The 19,513-nt window shown below is 58.2% G+C and carries 17 protein-coding genes and 5 tRNA genes; 5 read left to right on the forward strand and 17 right to left on the reverse strand.

The features are described 5' to 3' along the window. Position 1: 1 nt before the first annotated feature. From QC816_RS13015 to miaB, 6 genes are all read right to left on the reverse strand, one after another. On the reverse strand, positions 2-427 hold the full coding sequence (locus tag QC816_RS13015; RefSeq protein WP_264826343.1) for a hypothetical protein: 426 nt from the start codon (positions 425-427) through the stop codon (positions 2-4). After that, a complete protein-coding gene (gene lnt / locus QC816_RS13020) occupies positions 402-1,868 on the reverse strand; it encodes an apolipoprotein N-acyltransferase (protein WP_264826342.1) in 1,467 nt (488 codons plus the stop codon). Before lnt ends, QC816_RS13015 begins: the two co-directional genes overlap by 26 nt. 40 nt (positions 1,869-1,908) lie before the next feature. Further along, positions 1,909-2,799, reverse strand: coding sequence for an HlyC/CorC family transporter (locus QC816_RS13025; protein ID WP_085917406.1), 891 nt, complete (start codon positions 2,797-2,799; stop codon positions 1,909-1,911). Between the two features lie 101 nt (positions 2,800-2,900). Next, positions 2,901-3,368 (reverse strand): rRNA maturation RNase YbeY, encoded by a 468-nt coding sequence (ybeY, locus tag QC816_RS13030; RefSeq protein ID WP_085917407.1) that lies wholly within the window; start codon positions 3,366-3,368, stop codon positions 2,901-2,903. After that, a complete protein-coding gene (locus QC816_RS13035; protein ID WP_085917408.1) occupies positions 3,365-4,444 on the reverse strand; it encodes a PhoH family protein in 1,080 nt (359 codons plus the stop codon). Before QC816_RS13035 ends, ybeY begins: the two co-directional genes overlap by 4 nt. An 86-nt stretch (positions 4,445-4,530) precedes the next feature. After that, the gene (gene miaB / locus QC816_RS13040; protein WP_309782722.1) at positions 4,531-5,874 is read right to left on the reverse strand and encodes a tRNA (N6-isopentenyl adenosine(37)-C2)-methylthiotransferase MiaB; all 1,344 of its coding nucleotides are present in this window, start codon (positions 5,872-5,874) and stop codon (positions 4,531-4,533) included. Positions 5,875-6,053: 179 nt separating this feature from the next. Here miaB and QC816_RS13045 point away from each other — a divergent pair. The 4 genes from QC816_RS13045 (at position 6,054) to QC816_RS13060 (ending at position 6,933) form a co-directional block, all read left to right on the forward strand. Then, a tRNA-Asn gene (locus QC816_RS13045) sits at positions 6,054-6,129 on the forward strand. Between the two features lie 35 nt (positions 6,130-6,164). Then, positions 6,165-6,240: transfer RNA gene (locus tag QC816_RS13050), tRNA-Asn, on the forward strand. A 47-nt stretch (positions 6,241-6,287) separates the two neighbouring features. Next, positions 6,288-6,363, forward strand: a tRNA-Asn gene (locus QC816_RS13055). Positions 6,364-6,546: 183 nt separating this feature from the next. Continuing rightward, complete coding sequence (locus QC816_RS13060; protein WP_176243617.1) at positions 6,547-6,933, forward strand: metalloregulator ArsR/SmtB family transcription factor; 387 nt, start codon at positions 6,547-6,549, stop codon at positions 6,931-6,933. A gap of 73 nt (positions 6,934-7,006) precedes the next feature. Here QC816_RS13060 and QC816_RS13065 read toward each other — a convergent pair whose 3' ends face one another. Continuing rightward, positions 7,007-9,100, reverse strand: coding sequence for a carboxy terminal-processing peptidase (locus tag QC816_RS13065; RefSeq protein WP_309782725.1), 2,094 nt, complete (start codon positions 9,098-9,100; stop codon positions 7,007-7,009). Positions 9,101-9,240: 140 nt separating this feature from the next. Between QC816_RS13065 and QC816_RS13070 the strand changes: the two genes are divergently transcribed. Continuing rightward, the gene (locus tag QC816_RS13070; protein WP_199285050.1) at positions 9,241-10,557 is read left to right on the forward strand and encodes a M18 family aminopeptidase; all 1,317 of its coding nucleotides are present in this window, start codon (positions 9,241-9,243) and stop codon (positions 10,555-10,557) included. Between the two features lie 63 nt (positions 10,558-10,620). On the opposite strand, the gene QC816_RS13075 is transcribed toward QC816_RS13070, so the two are convergent. The 10 genes from QC816_RS13075 to QC816_RS13120 form a co-directional block, all read right to left on the reverse strand. Continuing rightward, a tRNA-Met gene (locus QC816_RS13075) sits at positions 10,621-10,697 on the reverse strand. 61 nt (positions 10,698-10,758) lie between these two features. After that, positions 10,759-12,186, reverse strand: coding sequence for a membrane-bound lytic murein transglycosylase MltF (gene mltF, locus QC816_RS13080; RefSeq protein ID WP_199285051.1), 1,428 nt, complete (start codon positions 12,184-12,186; stop codon positions 10,759-10,761). A gap of 104 nt (positions 12,187-12,290) precedes the next feature. Beyond that, the gene (gene ychF / locus QC816_RS13085) at positions 12,291-13,382 is read right to left on the reverse strand and encodes a redox-regulated ATPase YchF (RefSeq protein ID WP_085917413.1); all 1,092 of its coding nucleotides are present in this window, start codon (positions 13,380-13,382) and stop codon (positions 12,291-12,293) included. 82 nt (positions 13,383-13,464) lie between these two features. Next, positions 13,465-14,049, reverse strand: a complete 585-nt coding sequence (pth, locus tag QC816_RS13090; protein WP_199285052.1) for an aminoacyl-tRNA hydrolase — start codon at positions 14,047-14,049, stop codon at positions 13,465-13,467. A gap of 159 nt (positions 14,050-14,208) precedes the next feature. Further along, complete coding sequence (locus QC816_RS13095; protein WP_085917415.1) at positions 14,209-14,871, reverse strand: 50S ribosomal protein L25/general stress protein Ctc; 663 nt, start codon at positions 14,869-14,871, stop codon at positions 14,209-14,211. A 96-nt stretch (positions 14,872-14,967) separates the two neighbouring features. Then, positions 14,968-15,909: a ribose-phosphate pyrophosphokinase gene (locus QC816_RS13100; RefSeq protein WP_175474729.1), complete on the reverse strand. Its 942-nt coding sequence runs from the start codon at positions 15,907-15,909 to the stop codon at positions 14,968-14,970. Positions 15,910-15,967: 58 nt separating this feature from the next. After that, positions 15,968-16,042 (reverse strand) — tRNA-Gln (locus tag QC816_RS13105). 29 nt (positions 16,043-16,071) lie between these two features. Continuing rightward, positions 16,072-16,920 carry a 4-(cytidine 5'-diphospho)-2-C-methyl-D-erythritol kinase gene (gene ispE / locus QC816_RS13110; RefSeq protein ID WP_199285053.1) on the reverse strand — a complete coding sequence of 283 codons (849 nt, stop codon included), beginning with the start codon at positions 16,918-16,920 and terminating at the stop codon, positions 16,072-16,074. Between the two features lie 10 nt (positions 16,921-16,930). Next, complete coding sequence (lolB, locus tag QC816_RS13115) at positions 16,931-17,584, reverse strand: lipoprotein insertase outer membrane protein LolB (RefSeq protein WP_264826336.1); 654 nt, start codon at positions 17,582-17,584, stop codon at positions 16,931-16,933. 63 nt (positions 17,585-17,647) lie between these two features. Next, positions 17,648-19,402 carry a tetratricopeptide repeat protein gene (locus QC816_RS13120; protein WP_309782730.1) on the reverse strand — a complete coding sequence of 585 codons (1,755 nt, stop codon included), beginning with the start codon at positions 19,400-19,402 and terminating at the stop codon, positions 17,648-17,650. Positions 19,403-19,513: the final 111 nt, after the last annotated feature.

Here is a 19,513-nt window from a genome sequence, read left to right on the forward strand (position 1 = left end):
GTTACTGGCAGGCGACGGATAGACTGCAGCGCGACTTATAACGTCGTGACTTTATATCCAGGATCACGTCGTCGCTTTGCGTATCGTACATGAACGACGCGTAGCCGCGGTCAGACGAAGCGGTTCGGTACAGCCCACAAATGGTGTAGCCGTATTGCACCTTCTGTAGCTTGGCAAGCTCGATGTCACCGGGGGAGCCGAGGGTTTGCGACAGCGCACGCTGAATATCATCGTCGACATTGCTGTCGGATAATGCCTGTCCGCCAAAAATGGCGCCGCCCAGTAGCAACGCCAGGATTACCGGAAGCGCGACGAGCAATAAGAAGGGGCGAGATTTAAGCATGGCAATACCTGTAACGGCGTTATCGACACCCGGCCGCATACCGACCTGAATGCCCAGTTTACCGGCGGCGAGTCTGCGGCACACCCACCAGCACCATGAGTGCGGCTAAAAACCACACCGGCCAGCTTCCCATCCGGGTAAACGGCGTTAACCCCTGGGTGGCGTAGAACTCGCCGGTGAGCGATGTGGTCTCGAACTGGGGCGCGCGCTCGACCACGCGACCCTGTGCATCAATGATCGCGGTAATGCCGTTGCTGGTCGCACGAAGCACGTAGCGGCCATTTTCCAGCGCCCTGAGACGCGCCATCTGCAAGTGTTGGTGCGGGCCGATCGAGGCGCCAAACCAGGTATCGTTGGACAGCGTCATCAATACATCGCTGTCTCTGGCGCGGTCGGCCACCAATTGCGGGTAAATGATTTCATAGCAGATGGCATTGCCGATGCTGACCCCTGCAGCCTGCATTGGCGCCTGGTCGGACTCCCCTTTGGTAAAGCTCGACATGGGCAGGTTGAAAAAGTCGATAGCCCCGCGCAGCAGACTTTCCAATGGCAGGTATTCGCCAAAGGGCACTAAATGCTCTTTTTGATAGCTGCCTTCGACATTACCCACACCTACCACGCTGTTGAAGTAGCGCTCGTTGATGTCACGCTGAACGATGCCGGTCATCAGTGCCGTGTCGGTGGGCAGATTGCTCTGTACGCGCTCAAGCACCGGGCGTGCCTGGGTTTCCACCATGGGCAGGGCCGTTTCCGGCCACACAATCAGGTCAACGTTATCGGCGACGTCGCGGGTCAAGTCGCTGTAAATGTTGGCGGCATTGCGCTGGCCTTCAGGGGTCCATTTTTCGAGCTGGGGAAGATTGCCCTGTAGCAGTGCGACCCGCGTGGGTGTTTCGACGGGTGTGGTCCACTGCGAGGGCAACGCCAGTGGTAACAGCCAGACAGCCGCCAGTGGCGCGAGTGTCCACCATTGGCGGCGCAGCAGCAGCGCCGCGCCGAGTGTGCCACTGAGGGCAACCAGCAGCGATAGCAGATAGACACCGCCGATGGGCGCCCAGCCGGCCAGCGGCGAGTCTACATAGCCTGAGCCGAGTAATAGCCAGGGAAAACCGGTGAATAGGTAGGTGCGCAGGACTTCTCCCAGCACCCAGATGCCGGCAAAGCTGACAAGGGCCAGTCGGGGGCCGGTAAAGCGGCGGTAGAGCCACAGCGTGCCAGCGTAAAACAGCGCCAGTACGCAGACGAACAGGGCGGTGAGAAACAGCGCAAGCGGTACGCCGGTATAGCCGTAGTCGTGGATCGATACGTAGACCCAGGAAGCACCGCTGCCAAACAACGCCACCCCGTAGAGCCAGCCCTTGAGGGCCGCCTGGGCGGCGGTCAGTTGATGAGTGCCTGCGTACATCAAGCCTGCGGCAACCGGCCCTAACCACCATAGCTCAAATGGCGACGCCGTCAGCGTTGTGAAGCCGCCAGCCATCAGTGCGGCGATTAGCTGTCGATACACAGCTGGGATGCTACCCATAGCGAGATATCCTTATGTCCTGAACGTTGAGGCGTGAAGGCTAGGTGTCGTTCTGCTCGTCGTCGCTGCTGTCAGGGCGTTGTTCCCGGTAGGCCTCAAGCAGGCGGATGCGGCGGTTGTCGGCGTTGAGGACCTCAAAGCGCCAACCGCCCAGGTGGGTATATTCGCCGCGTTGCGGCAGGTGGCCAAATTGCTGCATCACCAGTCCGCCGATGGTATCGAATTCATCGTCAGAGAACTGGGTATCGAAGTGCTCGTTAAAGTCGTCGATGGTGGTGAGGGCACGGATGGCATAGCGCTTGTTGTCGAGCTCGCGAATATCCTCTTCCTCGTCGGCGTCGTGCTCATCTTCAATGTTGCCGACAATCTGCTCAAGAATATCTTCGATGGTAATAATGCCCGCCGTGCCACCGTATTCGTCGACCACAACGGCCATGTGGTTGTGGGTGTCGCGGAACTCTTTAAGCAGGCTGTTGAGTCGTTTGGATTCAGGAATGAACATCGCCGAGCGAACGATATCAGCCAGTTGAAACGCATCGCGCTCGGCCTGGGTCTGTGAAAGCAGCGGTAACAAATCCTTGACCAGCAGAATGCCTTTTACATCGTCAAGGTTTTCGCCAATCACCGGATAGCGTGAGTGACCGGTCTCTTGAATGAGCGCCAGGTACTCTTCGCTGGTCTGATCAAGAGTGATCGCCGAGATCTGTGAGCGGGGGATAAGGATTTCGCGAACCTGTTGGTCGCTGATTTCCAGTGCGCCTTCAATGATCATGATGGCGTCCTGATCAAGCTTTAAACGCCCTGCCGCGTGGCGTAAAAATTCCAGTAACTCATCGCGGGAGCTGGGTTCGTCGTTGTCGCCCGAAAGGGCGCTAAAGAGTTTCTCGAGCCAGGATCGTTGATTGGCGTTGCTCGATCGGTCTTCGCTCATGCAGGTAATCTCTTGTTGACGGACTCAGGTAGCGTGATTCGAAAGGACGTTTTATCACTGACCGGGGGCGCGGTACCAGTTCAACGTATGGGCCTTAAGTCTCATATGTCGCCAATATAAGGGTCGGTGATACCCAGGGTGGCAAGCAGCTCGCGCTCACATTGCTCCATCACCTCGGCGTCTTCCTCCTCAATGTGATCATAGCCCAACAAATGCAAGGTGCCGTGAATCACCATATGGGCGTAATGATGCTCAAGGGCTTTATGCTGTTCTGCAGCCTCTTTTACAACAATGGCATGGCAAATCACCAGATCGCCGAGTAATGGCAGCGTGATGCCCGGTGGATTCTCGAACGGGAACGACAATACGTTGGTGGGCTTATCCTTGCCCCGGTAATCATGATTGAGCGACTGACTTTCAGCGAGATCGACGAAACGCACGGTCAATTCCTGACGTGGGTCGTCGGGGTGCCGGGCAAGCACATCGCCCACCCAGCGGATGAGCTGTGCCTGCGTCGGTAGTTGTTGGTCGTCGATAGCCGCCTGACGATCGATCACGATATCACTCATCGCTTGGTATCCCCTGGGCCTTCGCGGCCTTGCAGGCGGGCTTCCCGCTCTTGCTGGCGCGTTTCCCGGCGGGCGCGTTCCTCGGCTTCCTGCTGGGACTCGAAGGCGTCGTAGGCTTCAATTATTCGCTGCACCAGTGGGTGGCGAACCACGTCCTTGGCGGCAAAGTGGGTGACGCCAATCCCAGGCGTGTCTTTCAGCACGTCGAGTACCTGAATCAGGCCCGAGCGCTGGCCCTTGGGCAGATCGACCTGGGTGACGTCACCGGTAATTACGGCGGTGGAGCCAAAGCCAATACGCGTCAGGAACATTTTCATTTGTTCGGGCGTGGTGTTCTGGCTCTCATCCAGAATGATATAGGCATTGTTGAGCGTCCTGCCACGCATGTAAGCCAGCGGGGCAATTTCGATCACCTGGCGTTCGATCAGTTTGGCGACCTGTTCGAAGCCGATCATTTCGTAGAGCGCATCGTAGAGCGGACGCAGGTAAGGATCGATTTTCTGGGCGAGATCGCCAGGCAGAAAGCCGAGCTTCTCACCGGCCTCCACTGCCGGGCGGACCAGTAAAATACGTCGCACTGCCTGCTGGTTGAGCGCTTCCACGGCGGCCGCGACGGCAAGGTAAGTTTTACCGGTACCCGCCGGACCAATGCCGAAGTTAATGTCGTGTTCGCGAATGCTGGTGACGTAGCGCTGCTGATTCAGGCCTCGGGGTTTGATCATGGTGCGCGGTGTGCGCATGATCACTTCGCCGCTGTCGCCTTCAATATCGTCTTCTTCCTCCAGCGCTTCCAGGCCGGATTCCTGGAGAAACAGGTGGACCGTGTCGGCCGATACTTCTTCCGCCGCTGTTTCACGGTAGAGGTGTTCCAGCACGTTGGCAGCGGCTTTGATGCGATTGGCGGGCCCAGCCAACTGGAACACATTGCCTCGGTTGCGCAGCGTTACGTCCAGGCGGCTTTCGATCAACTTCAGGTGCTCATCCTGCTGACCACACAGGCTGGCAAGGCGCTGTGGGTCATTGGGTTCAAGGCTTAATGTGGTAATGCGGTTGGCCTGAGGCGATGGCTGGCTCAAGAGTGAAAAACCTGTCGGTTGATGGGTGTCAATGTCAGCTTACTGCCCCAAGCGGTGTTGGGGCAATTACCTGGGATAAGCGATGTTCAATAACGCTCAGGGGAGGCGAGTTCACCGCGCAGTGAATTGGGCAGGGCCTCGGTGATTTCCACGTCCACGAAGTAGCCGATCAGCTCGGTGGGATTGGCGGCGCGGAAGTTGACCACCCGGTTATTTTCCGTGCGCCCGGACAGTTGACCTGGGTCTTTTGGCGAAAAGCCGGTCACCAGGATGCGCTGGGTAGTGCCCACCATGCGACGACTGATCTGGCCAGCTTGCTGGAGAATACGCGCCTGCAAAATCGCCAGACGTTCTTTCTTGACGCTTTCCGGTGTTTCATCCTCAAGCGCGGCGGCTGGTGTACCGGGGCGTGCCGAGAAAACAAAGCTGAACGAGTGGTCGAACCCTATGCGATGGATCAGGTCCATCGTCGCTTCAAAGTCTTCTTCCGTCTCGCCGGGGAAGCCAATGATAAAGTCGGAGGAAAAGCTTATATCCGGGCGGTTGGCACGAATCCGCTCCATCTTTTCGATATAGGACTCTGCCGTGTGGCCACGCTTCATCGCGCTCAAGATGCGGTCCGAGCCCGATTGCACCGGCAGGTGCAGGTGACTGACCAGCTCGGGTATATCGGCGTAGGCATCCACCAGACTGTCAGTGAACTCAACCGGGTGCGAAGTGGTGAAGCGAATGCGGTCGATGCCCTCGACCGCCGCGACACAGGCGATCAGTTCAGCAAGGTCAATTTCATCGCCCAGCTGGTTTTCGCCCCGATAGGCGTTGACGTTCTGGCCGAGAAGGTTGACTTCGCGCACGCCCTGGTCGGCGAGGTGAATGACCTCATCCATCACCGCTTCAAACGGCCGAGAGACTTCTTCGCCGCGGGTGTAGGGCACCACACAGAACGAGCAGTACTTCGAGCAGCCTTCCATGATCGACACAAAGGCGGTGGCACCGTCTGAGGTCGGTTTAGGCAGGTGGTCGAATTTCTCGATTTCCGGAAAGGTCACATCCACCGCGGCAATTTGATTGTCGCGGCGTGCATCCAGCATGGATGGCACCCGGTGCAGTGTCTGCGGCCCAAACACCATGTCCACATGGGGTGCACGCTTGCGCAATGCTTCGCCTTCCTGGCTTGCAACGCAGCCACCGACGCCAATGACCAGATCGGGATTGGCGTCCTTGAGTTTTTTCCAGCGTCCCAGCTGATGGAACACCTTTTCCTGCGCTTTTTCACGAATGGAGCAGGTGTTGAGAAGAATGACATCGGCTTCGCGCTCGTTATCAGTCAGTTCGAGCTGATGAGAAACGCCGAGCATGTCCGCCATGCGGGAGGAGTCATACTCGTTCATTTGGCAGCCGTGCGTTTTGATGAAGAGCTTCTTCGCCATCGGTACCTGTCATCTATGGGTCGTCGGAAGGACGAGGGATGAATGGAGTGTCGTTGCGCCTGGGCGCCTATGATTGTGCGCATTATACGGACACAACCAACGGGCGGCTAGCGTTGACGCGGAATCGATGCTTGACCGTTACGTTTCTATCAGTATACTACGCACCGTGTTTGAGCAGTTCCCCGATAGCTCAGTTGGTAGAGCAAATGACTGTTAATCATTGGGTCGCAGGTTCGAGTCCTGCTCGGGGAGCCAATAAACTGATCTCAAATACGGCAATATTAGATTGTTCCTCGATAGCTCAGTTGGTAGAGCAAATGACTGTTAATCATTGGGTCGCAGGTTCGAGTCCTGCTCGAGGAGCCAAATTGCCCCGCACGATATATTCCTACCGTTTACGGTAGTTCTATTGTTCCCCGATAGCTCAGTTGGTAGAGCAAATGACTGTTAATCATTGGGTCGCAGGTTCGAGTCCTGCTCGGGGAGCCATCTAGCGTCTGTTTTCCTTCCTTTTATGACGCCAGCCATTAATCGATTCCGCTTGTCCTTTGTTTAATTCTTCTTGACGCTACTATTGTCGAGCGCCTGATGTCTTGCTTCTGCGTGGCTGCTTGACGCGTATTGCCAGCGGCTTTGCCGATGCTTACGCCAGTGGCGTAAACTATCCGCATTATGGATCAGGTGGGGATAATCGTCTTGGGAAAATCCACTCCGTTGAATGCACTGCAGGTATTCAAGTGCTTGAGCGATGAAACGCGATTGATGCTGATGCTGTTGATTGCCCATGAGCAATCGCTGTGCGTGTGCGAAATGACCTATGTGCTTGAAGAGTCCCAGCCCAAGGTGTCGCGTCATCTGGCGCAGCTTCGCCAGTGCGGGCTGCTGGTGGACCAGCGGGACGGGCAATGGGTGTATTATCAGCTAGCGCCGCAATTGCCGACTTGGGCGCGGCATATTCTCGAGTCTGCACAGCAGGGCAGTGCGGCCCGATTGGCCCGTTTGACGCAACGCTTGGCTGCCATGGGCGACCGACCAACGCGTCGAGCGGCGCTCTGCTAGCCCGCTAAAAAACAGCGCCGATGCCATTGTGACACCGGCGCGGTTGCAGCCTTTCCTTTTTACGCTAATTCGCTTACCGATTGACGAACCGCTGGGTGCTTTCCAGGTGCGCGTAATCGAGCAGAATTTTGGCGGCTTCCAGCACTTGGGCGCGCTCTACTGAGGTGTCATCCTCCTCGTCGGTATTGCTGTCTTCACCGTCACTGTCGCTAAGCGCGGCTTCGTCGCGAGCGTCGGTCCACTCTTCCAGTTCTTCAAGCCCCAGGGCGCGACGACGCTGGTTTTCCAGTGCCAACTGCTCGGCTTCCTGAGCCTGGGTTTCACGTTCGCGCTGCTCACGATTCAGGCTGACGCTGGTATTCTGCTCGCGAAGCTCCCGGGACAACGCCGATTGCCGCTCCAGGTAGCGGAAGTTGGGATTTTCCTCCGCGCGATTCTGGTGGGCTGATTGAAGCGCATCAAGGTAACGCTCAGGTTCTCCGTAGCGCCGGTACTGGACGTCCTGAACCGTATCCCATTCCAGGGCGTGGTCCAGGCTGCTTTCGCCAATGCGCTCCGGGTCGATCAGGCTAGGGAACTCGATGTCGGGTTCGACGCCGCGGTTCTGGGTACTCGCGCCGGAAATGCGATAGAACTTGGCGCGGGTAAGCTTGATTTCGCCATGGCTCAAATCATTCAGCGTCTGCACCGTGCCCTTCCCAAAGGTCTGGCTACCCATCACGATACCTCGGCCATAGTCCTGGATGGCCCCAGCGAGAATCTCTGACGCCGAAGCTGATAGCCGGTTCACCAGCACGCCCATTGGACCGTCGTAAAGCGTGCCTGCTTCACTGTCGCCGTAGAGGTTGATACGCCCATCAGCGTCGCGAACCTGAACGGTGGGGCCACGGTCGATAAACAGGCCAATCAGCGAGTTGGCTTCCTGAAGGGCGCCGCCGCCGTTGTTGCGCAGGTCAAGCACGATACCTTCAACATCCTGGCGTTTTAACTGCTCGATTTCCTTGGCAACGTCGCGGGTGGTACTACGGTAGTCATCTTCTCCCGCCTGCCAGGCGTCGAAGTCGACATAAAAGGTGGGGATTTCGATCACCCCGAGGCGGTGGGTATCGCCATCACGTTCGACATTAATCACCTCGCTCTGGGCGGCCTGGTCTTCCAGGTCGACCGTATCGCGGGTGATTTCAACGGTTTGTGAGCGGGTCATGTCGACCGCCTGGGCGGGCACGACATCCAGCTTTACCACGGAACCTTTGGGGCCGCGAATCAGGTCGACCACGTTGTCCAGGCGCATGCCAACCACGTTGACCATCTCACCGTCTTCCTGGCCGACGCCGATAATTCGATCGGCGGGCTCAAGTACACCGGCGCGCTCAGCGGGGCCACCCGCGACCAGGCTGGAGACTTTGACGTATTCGCCGTCGGATTGCAGGAGTGCGCCGATGCCTTCCAGCGAGAGGCTCATTTGAATATCAAACGATTCGCCCTGGCGTGGTGAGAGGTAGCTGGTATGCGGGTCAATGGTGCCGGTCACCGCGGCCATGATCAAGCCAAAGACGTCTTCCGGTTCGGTTTGCTCCAGGCGTGAAAGCTGCCCCTCGTAACGCTGGCGAAGATTATCAACGATCTGTTCCTCGTCCTGATCGCTCAGGGCCAGCGTCAGGGCATCATTTTTCAGCCGTTTTTGCCACAATGCATCCAGCTCGCGCTGACTCTCGGCCCAGGCGGCGTCCTCGCGGTCAAGCTCAAGGCGCTCGTTGCCCTGGAAGTTGAACGTCGCCTCGTCATCGAGGTGTTCGAGCAGCCATTCAATCCGAGCGGTATGGCGCTCGTTGAGGCGGTTGTAAAGGGCGAACGCCTCATCCAGATCGCCGTCGAAAAGCGTGTCGGCCAGATCGGTTTCCAGGTGACGGTAGGGCTCAATGTCGCTGCTTAGCAGGTAGGCCCGTTGGCCATCCAGGATATCCAAGTAGCGATCAAAGGCTTCTTGCGACCAGGCTTTATCAAAGCTGACATCGGCGTAGTGGCCATAGCGGAGCGAATCGGCAATTTCGACCGCCGCCTGGCGCTGTTCTTCGGTCGGCTCAAGTTGCGCTATTGCCATCGGGCTGGTGACAACCAGCATGATGGTTAGGGCGACTGAGCGCGAAAGCGTTGCAAACAAGCTCATCAGTCAAGCTCTCCCGGATTTGTGTACACTCATGCTTTCCTAGACCCGCATCTGACCAATGAGTTGCGAAGGCCGAAGGAGCATTGTAGCAGGTCACCTGCTTTGCTGAGACTCAAACATGTCGGTAAATGAGGATTTCAATGTCCGAAATATTCAACGCTGATCGCGTTTCGCGGTTATGCGAGTTCTTGCGCCAGTCCCCCACTCCTTGGCACGCCACTCATGCCATGGCGGAACGTCTGGCGCAAGCGGGTTTCGAGCGTCTGGAAGAAACGGCCAATTGGCAATTGTCGCCCGGTCAGCGCTACTACGTGACACGCAACGATTCATCCTTGATCGCCTTTCAACTGCCCAAAGGGCCACTGCAAAGCATGCGTATGCTGGGGGCTCATACCGATAGCCCCGGGCTGCGTTTAAAGCCCAATGCCACCCAGCATGCCGCTGGTTGGCTTCAGTTGGGGGTGCAGGTATATGGCGGTGCCTTGCTTGCGCCGTGGTTTGATCGCGATCTGGGGATCGCGGGACGGGTGCATATCCGCCACGCCGATGGGCAACTGGAAAGTGTGCTGCTTAACGTTGATCGGCCGGTAGCGATGATTCCGAGTCTGGCGATTCACCTTGATCGTGACGTCAATACCGGTCGCAGCATCAACCCGCAGACCCAGATGGCGCCCGTGCTGATGCAAAGCGATACCGAAAGGCTCGAGGATCTGCTGGCATGCTGGCTGGAAGCCGAGCATGGCCTGCGGGCGGTCGACGTGGTGGACTTTGAGTTGGGCTTTTACGACGTTCAACCGCCTTCGCTGGTGGGCGTCAACCAGGAACTGATCGCAAGCGCGCGGCTGGATAACCTGCTGTCGTGTTTTGTAGGCCTGGAAGCGTTGCTCGACTGCGACGGTCAGCAGGGGGCGCTGCTGGTCGCCAATGATCATGAGGAAGTCGGCAGTGCCAGCGCCTGCGGTGCTCAGGGGCCGTTTCTGGGCGATGTGCTGAAGCGTATCAATGCACAAATGGGCAGGGGGAGTGAAAAGGGCAGCGACGAATCACTGATTCAACTGATCCAGTCATCGCTGATGATCTCTTGTGATAACGCTCATGGGCTGCATCCCAACTTTGCCGAAAAGCACGATGAGCAGCACGGACCGTTGCTGAATGCCGGGCCGGTCATCAAGATCAATGCCAGCCAGCGCTACGCGACCAATAGCGTGACAGGCGCGTTGTTTCGGGATATCTGTCGCGCCGCCGACGTGCCGGTGCAGTCGTTTGTGACACGGTCTGACATGGGCTGCGGCAGCACCATCGGCCCGATTACCGCCACTGAGGTCGGCGTGCCCACCATTGATGTGGGGCTACCCCAGTGGGCGATGCACTCGGTGCGCGAAACGGCGGGTACCCACGACGTCGAGCACCTTACCCGGGCGCTGGTCGGCTTTTTAAACCGCAAGATGCTGAATTGAGCCTATCTGTCACCCATAAAAAAGCCCGCTGACAGAGTCAGCGGGCTTTTTTTAATATTTGCTTGGTGGCTACGCCCTGATTTGAACAGGGGACCCCATCATTATGAGTGATGTGCTCTAACCAGCTGAGCTACGTAGCCATTCAACGGAAGCGCATGATACGCATCTGCCTTGGCCGCGTCAAGCCCGCCATGCTCGGCGTTACGGTTCACCGGCCGATAGCGGTAACCATTGCATGGCGGGCGCAATCACGTCCTGGTAGTTACGGATTCGTTGTACATAGTGCACCGGCTCATACCCTCGGGCGTAACCATAGCGTGTCTGCGGGTAGTAGCGCTTGTCGGCTTTGAGCGGCAGGACTTCCTTCATGTCCTCCCAGGAATTCGGGTCTTTGCCCAGCTCCCGGGCCAGCTTTTGCGCATCCAGCACATGGCCGCGGCCAATGTTGTAGCTTGCCAGGGCCAGGTAGGTGCGATCCGGTTCGGGGAGGTTGTCGGGAAGGCGTTGATGGCGGTCGGCAAGATAGCGGGCGCCACCATCGATGGACGCTGCCGGGTTCAGGCGATTGTCGACACCCAGGGATTGGGCCGTGTTCTGCGTCAGCATCATGATGCCACGCACACCGGTAGGGGAGACCGCTTGCGGGTCCCAGTGCGACTCCTGGTAGGCCAGTGCGGCGAGCAGGTCGGCTGGCATGCCGGTCTCTTCCTGAGCCTCCAGGAAAAGGTCGAGGAAGTCCGGCAGGCGTTCGTCGATGCGCCGGTTGAGCGCACGCAGATCAACAAAGTCGAACTCGCTGATATAGGCGTAGTAGCGTTGCTGCACCTCGTTGATGCTTTCCTGGCCCTCGGGGGTTGCCATCCACCTGTCGGCCATATTGGCCAGGGCCTGTTGGTTGGCGGGTAGATACCAGCCCAGCCGGTCGCCGCTGGTGAGGTTGATGGCCACTTCCAGGTGTGGGAAGTGGCGGCGGACCAACTGCACGATATTGGAGTCGGCAACGGTGCAGTCAATACGCTTCTCGGCCACTTCGGTCAGTAATATCTCAGTGGTGCGCGGATCTTCCTCGAAGTCGATGCCCGTATGCTGGTTGACCAGGCTCTGCAGTTTTGCGGCGTAGCTGGAGTCTTCCGTGACCCGGATATCGACCCCGGCCATTTCTTCTACCTGGCGTGGCATGGGGCGCATGTCGCGGTGACAGACCAGTTGCTCGACAATATCGGTGTGAGTGGGGCCTTGGCGGAAGTGTTCATCCCGGGAGGGCAGGTGCGTCAGCCCAGCGGCGGCGAGCTGTTGCTCACCGCCCTGCAAAGATTGGAGCACCCCTGAAGTGGACTCGGCAAGTGTCCATTCAACCTCCCAGTCGTTGGCGTCGGCGAACGCTTCCACAAGGTCGTGCTCGGGACCCGCGGGATTCCCGTGGCGATCAAGGTAGTAGGTCGTGGCGCTGTTGCGGGTAACGACGTTAAGCGATCCGCCCGGTTCAGGCGGATCGATCTGCGTGATCGTCGGCTCGCTCTGGCCGCAACCTGAAAGCATGACCAGCGGGAGCAGAAGGCTGAAAATAACCCGATTGGATCGGGATGTATGACCAATCGTGCGGTCATCTGGGTAGCAGGAATTAGGCATTGATTAACCCTAGCAGGCTTCAGCGCCGCCAGGAAGGCGGCGCTTAAACGCTGGGTTATCGGTCGTTAAGGTGCGCCGCTACCCTTGAGGGGGCTGGTTGCGGGCTAGACATTGAAACGGAAATGTACCACGTCGCCATCCTTGACGATGTATTCCTTGCCTTCCAGTCGCCATTTACCCGCGTCTTTGGCCCCTTGCTCGCCGCCCAGTGAGACAAAATCATCAAAGGCGATCACCTCGGCGCGGATAAAGCCTTTCTGGAAGTCAGTATGGATGGCGCCAGCCGCTTCCGGTGCGGTAGCCCCTTGCTTGACGGTCCAGGCGCGCACTTCCTTGACACCCGCCGTGAAATAGGTCTGCAGGCCGAGCAGCGCATAACCGGCGCGAATCACGCGGTCCAGGCCGGGTTCTTCCATCCCCATCTCGCTTAAGAACATCTCGCGTTCTTCGTCATCCAGCTCGGCGATTTCGGCTTCGATCTGGTTGCACACCGGCACCACGACAGCGCCTTCTTCAGCGGCGATTTCGTTGACCACGTCGAGATAAGGGTTATTGTCGAATCCGTCCTCATTGACGTTGGCAATATACATGGTGGGCTTGAGCGTCAAAAAGCCAAAGCTTTTCACCTGAAGCTGTTCTTCTTCGCTCAAGCCAAAGCTGCGTAGCGGCTGCCCCTCGGCGAGGTGCGGATGAATTTTATCCAGCACGGCCTTGGTGGCAATAGCGTCTTTATCGCCGCCTTTGACGACCCGTACCAGCCGCTGGCTGGCCTTTTCGACGGTATCCAGGTCGGCAAGCGCCAATTCAAGGTTGATGGTTTCGATATCAATGCGTGGGTCGACCTGATTGGAGACGTGAATCACGTTGTCGTTATCGAAACAGCGCACCACGTGGGCGATGGCCTGCGTTTCGCGGATATTGGCCAGAAACTTGTTGCCGAGCCCTTCGCCTTTTGATGCACCTGCCACCAGGCCGGCAATATCGACAAACTCCATGGTGGTCGGCAGGACTTTCTGCGGTTTGACGATCTCGGCCAACGCATTAAGGCGCGGGTCGGGCATGGGAACGATCCCGACGTTGGGCTCGATGGTGCAGAAGGGGAAGTTTTCTGCATCAATCCCCGACTTGGTAAGCGCATTGAAGAGTGTTGACTTGCCGACATTGGGCAGGCCGACGATGCCGCAGTTAAAACCCATAAAGTGTTCCTGAAATAAAATGGTAGGCGAGAAATAATGGCCATTCTACGAGATCAGCCCGCTGCCAGCTACGGGGGCAACGCTACAGCTTGAAGCTGTGCAACTGATTCATGGCTTTGGCCCAGTCACCGGCCAGTGCCATGGGCAAGGTTGCCTGGCATTCTTCGATCGCGCGTTCAATCGCCGCTTGTTCTTCCTTGCCAGCGCGGCCCAGCACGTAGTTGGTCACCTGGCGTGCGTCGCCCGGGTGGCCGACGCCAATCCGTACGCGGTGAAACTGCTTCTGGTTGCCGAGTGCGCTGGCGATATCCCGCAGCCCGTTATGGCCGCCGTGGCCGCCACCGGTTTTATAACGCGCCTGACCAGGAGGCAGGTCGAGCTCGTCGTGGGCTACCAGCAGGTTCTCGGGGGCAAGCTTGAAAAACTGGCTCAGTGCCGCGACGGCCGCGCCGCTGCGATTCATAAAGGTGGCGGGCTTGAGAAGATGTACGTCCTGATCGCCGATGCGTACCTTGGCATAGTGCCCGAGGAACTTTTTTTCCGGACGCAATTCGCTATGCACGCTGCCTGCAATGGCATCGACCAGCCAAAAGCCGGCGTTATGGCGCGTTGTCGCATACTCCGGCCCGGGGTTGCCGAGTCCAATGATGGCCGTTACCTGGCTCATTTTCCACCTCCAAAAAATTTCTCCCGGAAATTTTTGACGCCGCGCCAGCGGCGGCCCGAGGGCGTCTGCCACGCATGGCAGGTCGCAAAAAAAATCAAGCGCCGAAGCGCTTGATCTTAACATTACGAAGGCCGTGCAGGCACGGCCAACGCTGGCAGCTTACTCGGCGCTTTTGTCTTCTTCGCCGTCACTGCCGCTTTCGCTTTCACCACCTTCATCTTCGTCGTCTTCAGTCGCACGAACCTTCATCTTGGTGATGCTAAGAATCGCGTTGTCGTGATCTTCACCGTGAGACAGGTCAACCGAGGTGACGCCCGCCGGCAGGGTCAGGTCTGACAGGTGCAGCGTGGTGCCGACCTCGACATTGCTGATGTCAATTTCCAGGTAGTCAGGAAGATCTTTCGGCAAGCAGCTGATCGCCACTTCGTTAGCGAGAACGTGCAGTTCGCCGTCCTGGTCTTTGATGCCGACACACGCTTCTTCGCCCGTCACGTGCAACGGCACGTTCATGGTGATTTCGTGGGTGGCGTCAACACGCAGGAAGTCGGCATGGGTGAGCAGCGGCTTGTAGGGGTGACGCTGAAGGTCACGTACCACGACCTGCTCGTTTTTGCCGTCAATCACGAGCGTGATGACCGAGGAGAAGAACGATTCGTCTTCAATCGCCTTGTAAAAAGCGGTCTTTTCAACGGCGATCGACTGTGCGTCTTTGTTACCGCCGTAAACAACGGCCGGTACCTGTTCGTTCGCACGACGCAGGCGGCGGCTCGCACCTTTCCCCAGGTCGTTACGAACACTGGCTTTCAAGCTAAAATCAGACATGGAATTGCCTCTTGGTTTTGAGTAAGGAAACGCCGCCGTCCGCGACCAGACGACGACGTCCCCAGGAGCCCGTAAGCGGGCTGTGATGTCAGGCGATTAGTGGAACATCGCGCTGACAGATTCTTCATTGCTGACGCGGCGGATGGCTTCCGCGATCAGGCCAGCAACGCTCAATTGACGAATTTTACCGCTCCGCCGCGCTGCGTCGGAAAGCGGGATGGTGTCGGTCACCACGACTTCGTCAAGTTCTGAGTTGGTGATATTGTCGACGGCAGGGCCGGATAATATCGGGTGCGTGGCGTAGGCGACGACGCGCTTGGCACCGTGATCTTTCAGCGCTTCACCGGCTTTGCACAGCGTACCGGCGGTGTCGATCATGTCGTCGACAACCACGCAGGTACGGCCTTCAATTTCACCGATGATGTGCATCACCTGGGCTTGGTTAGCCTGAGGGCGGCGTTTGTCGATGATAGCCAGATCGGCATTAAGCTGTTTAGCGATGGCGCGGGCACGCACAACGCCGCCGACATCGGGGGATACGACGACCAGATCGCTGTAGTTCTGACGCTCGATATCGTCGAGCAGAATCGGCGAGCCATAGACGTTATCGACCGGTACGTCGAAGAAGCCCTGGATCTGATCGGCGTGCAGATCCATGGTCATGACGCGATCAACCCCGGCCTTGACCATGATGTCGGCGACCACTTTGGCCGAGATGGGCACCCGTGCCGAACGCACTCGGCGGTCCTGGCGGGCATAGCCAAAGTAGGGCAGCACGGCCGTGATGCGAGTGGCTGAGGCGCGCCGCAGGGCGTCGACCATCAGGATCAGCTCCATCAAGTTGTCGTTAGTCGGCGCACAGGTGGACTGCAGGATGAAGACATCCTTACCGCGCACGTTCTCATTGATCTCGACCGCGATTTCACCGTCGCTGAATTGGCCCACCGTGGCGTTACCCATACGGCTGTCCAAGCTCTCGGCAATTTTTTGAGCGAGTTCGGGATTGGCGTTCCCGGCGAAAACCATCAGTTTTGACACGCGCAGCCACCTTTGCAGTGTTGGGGTTCAGGGAGGAAAACGCAGGTCAGCGTTAGGCTGGCTGGGGTACCAGGACTCGAACCTGGGAATGCCGATACCAAAAACCGGTGCCTTACCACTTGGCTATACCCCAGTAATGACCTAATGCGATGACCGGGCGATTCAGCAGCCCAAAGCATCATGTAGAGGAGAGGTGTTGAGTCCGCGAGCTACCCAGGCGGAGCCATGATGGCCCGCTGCTTCGGCAACTGCGTGTGCCGTCTGCGCATCTTCGAATGCTGCAAACACACAGGCGCCCGTGCCGGTTAACCGGCTTGGTGCATGCTGTGATAGCCAGTCTAGGGCTTGTGCAATGGCTGGATAGTGCTGTTTGACCACCGCTTCACAGTCATTGCGCCACTCCGACGCTCCCCCCTGCAGTGCGCGCGCCATAGTAATGGGGCGGCTGTCGCGTGTCAATTGCGGGTCCTGGAATACTGCCTGTGTCGAGACGCTGACACCGGGGTGAATGATCACAAACCAGGGGGTGTCGAGGCCCACCGGGGTGAGCTGTTCACCAACGCCCTCGGCCCAGGCGGTGTGGCCATGAACAAAGACAGGGACGTCAGCGCCTAGCTGAAGCCCAAGTGCGGCGAGTTCGTCAAGCGAGAACCCAAGCTGCCAGATCGTGTTGAGGCCAACGAGTGTCGTGGCCGCATCGGAACTACCGCCGCCCAGTCCACCGCCCATGGGCAACGTTTTGTCCAGGGTCAGCGTGGCACCCAGGCGGGTGCCGCTCACCTTTTGTAACAGCTGGGCAGCTCTTACGATCAGGTTGTCATCGGCGGCGACGCCAGGCATGCGGCTAGTCAGTTGAATTACGCCGTCATCGCGGGAGGTGATGGTTAGCTGGTCGCATAAATCAATAATCTGAAACAGCGTTTGCAGACGATGGTAGCCGTCCTCACGGCGACCTGTAATATGTAGAAGCCGATTCAGCTTGGCGGGCGCAGGCAGCGTCAGGGTTGTCATAATGCTTGGCTTACTGGCCTTCTTCGTCTGTGGAGCGCCATTCGTTAACGACCAGCGTGATGCGGATATCGTCGTAGTTCATCACCAGGCGGCGCGGTAGCCACATGCCTTCGAATCGCTCCCAGTCGCGATAATCGATTTCCCAGCCGGCCTGGACCAAATGACTGGGGAAGCCGAATTCGTCGGTTTCCATCTGGTAGTTATCATTACCGCCGGGCAGGCCACGTACCCAGTCGGGCATGGCGCTGACAGGCAGTGCCCAGCCTAATTGTTCTTCCATGAGGGCTTCGGGGGTTTCGGCCTCGAAGCGGCCTTCGCTGTTGGACAAGGTAAAGCGCCCCTCGCGTCCTTCCAGCACGTTACGTCCACCGCCAAAAGGACCGCTGATCAGCATGCGGAAATAATGTGGGTGCTGGTTCCAGTCGAGGTTGGCGCTGGTGTTTTCATCAGGGGTGCGCAACCCGGCCTTGCCAACCAGCGTCCAGGTGTCAAAGTCATTGACCCGGTCTTCCTGGGCGTCCCAGTCACCGGCTTGACGGCTGCCTTCGTCCTGGGGGACTTGAGTGGCACACCCGGCGAGCAATAATGCCGCTGCACAGGCCACAAGCCTCGATGCCCGGCGCAAGGGATGGGGCGGTATACAGGTGGAAGCAATAGTGGGCATGTCGGACTCCTTGTCAGTTCATCGGTCAACGGCTGTCGCGAGAGGGTAAGCGCCGGAGATGTTTTAGAGGTCGTTTGCTGGGTCGAGTTCGGGATAACGCTGTATTAATCCATCAATCGTCGGATGGTCCTGGGTGCGTTGCTGTACATCACGGATGATTTGGCGTGCTTCTTCGCTGCGCCCCAAGGCATGCAGCACCTCGGCAAGATGCCCGGCAATTTCCTGGTCGGGCATGCGCGCATAGGCTTTTTCGAGCCAGGGGAGGGCTTTCTCTGCATCGCCCAGGCGGTAATACACCCAGCCAAGGCTGTCGAGTACCGCGGGGTTGTCGCCGTCAAGCGCATAGGCGCGCTCAATCAACTCGCGGGCTTCTTCCAGACGACCGGGAAGATCGAGATCCGCCAGGGTATATCCCAGCGCATTCAGCGCCACGGCATTGTCGGGTTCGATGCGAAGCACATGGCGCAAGTCTTCCTCCATTTGTTCAACATCGCCCATCTCCCAGGCGCGCATCGCGCGGAAGTAAAGTAGGTCGGTATCGTCTGGCGTGCGTGCCAACTCACGGGTAAGAAGAGTGTCGGCATCATTGGTGCGGCCCAGTTCGTCGAGTAGTTGCACTTCCAGTTTGACCAGTTCGCTGAAGTAATCGTCGTGACGCATGCGTTCGACACGTAAAAAAGCACGTGCGTCGATGAGCCGGTCGTCATCAATGAGCATTTGCGCCGCCGTGGCGCGAGCGGGCAGGAATTCCTCACCGCTGTCGACCTGCCTGTAGTAAAGCAGTGCGTTGTCGGTATCGCCTTTAGACTGGGCAATCACGCCCAGTAAATAGTAGGCCAGGTTGGGTGTGTCATCCCGGCCCATTAGTGGCTGAAGAAGCCGCTGTGCGGGGTCGGGGTGGCCCTCATCCAGATAGAGCTGGGCAAGGGCGACCCGTAACGCATCGCTGCCTGTGTGTCGATCGAGCAGGGCGTCGGTCTGCTGTTGGGCCGCATCAAGGTTGTCGAGTCGAATCTCGGCCTGAGCCAACAGTAATAAAAAGCGCACATCATCGGGGTTTTCCTGCAGGCCTTGGCGGGCAACCTGGCGGGCTTGGCCGGGGTTGCCGGTTTCAAACGCCAGTTGGCCTTCTACCAGCAGCAAGGAGGGACGCTCGCTCAAGCCTGAGGCCTGATCAAGATAGTCACGAGCTTGTTCAGTGCGCCCGAGTGCCGCTTCCCAGAGCGCCGCCGCTAGCAGGGCATCGGCTTGTTGTGCCGGGTCACTGAACGAGGCCTGATTCAAATGCTCGACAAGGCGGCTTAGCAGCCGGTTGAGAGGGCCCTGTTCGGCGATGGCGGTTTCGGCGAAACCGGTGAGTTCGCCATCCTGATTCGCCTCATTCAAGGCCAGACGGCGCTCCAGGCTTTCCATCCAATTGCCCTGCTGCAGCGAAAGCGCAGCGAGAAGTCGATTGGGGGTGTCGGCCTCAGGGTTCAGGGTTTGCCAGCTCTGCGCCGCTTCTTCGATCAGGCTTTCGTCGTTGCTGAAACGGGCGGCAAAAGTGGCCCGCTCAGCCAGTGCTTCGGCGCCGTAGCGTCTGGCAGCCTCAAGGTAACCCTGGCTGGCCCGCTTGAAGTCACCGCGCTGCCCGGCAAACTCTGCTTGCAGCAGCGTGCTCAAGCCAGCAGCATCCAGTCCCTGCGTAACAGGCGGGGCGTTATCCATGGGGTCGGCAGTTAATGAAAGCCGCTCGTCGTTGGCATTGGGCGACAATTGGCAGCCACTCACGGATAACGTGATGGTGGCCAGGAAAAATAGTAGCAGACGTAGTGGCATGCGGATCTCAATCAGTTGGCCGAGTGCTCAGCATAGCGGCTTGCCTGCCTGCGGCAAAGTGGTGTGCGCCAGATCATTCTGTGCTGTGATAAGATAGTGCACTTTATCGTG

The organism is Vreelandella janggokensis, assembly GCF_031451615.1.
In the GTDB taxonomy this organism is placed as follows: Bacteria; Pseudomonadota; Gammaproteobacteria; order Pseudomonadales; family Halomonadaceae; genus Vreelandella; species Vreelandella janggokensis.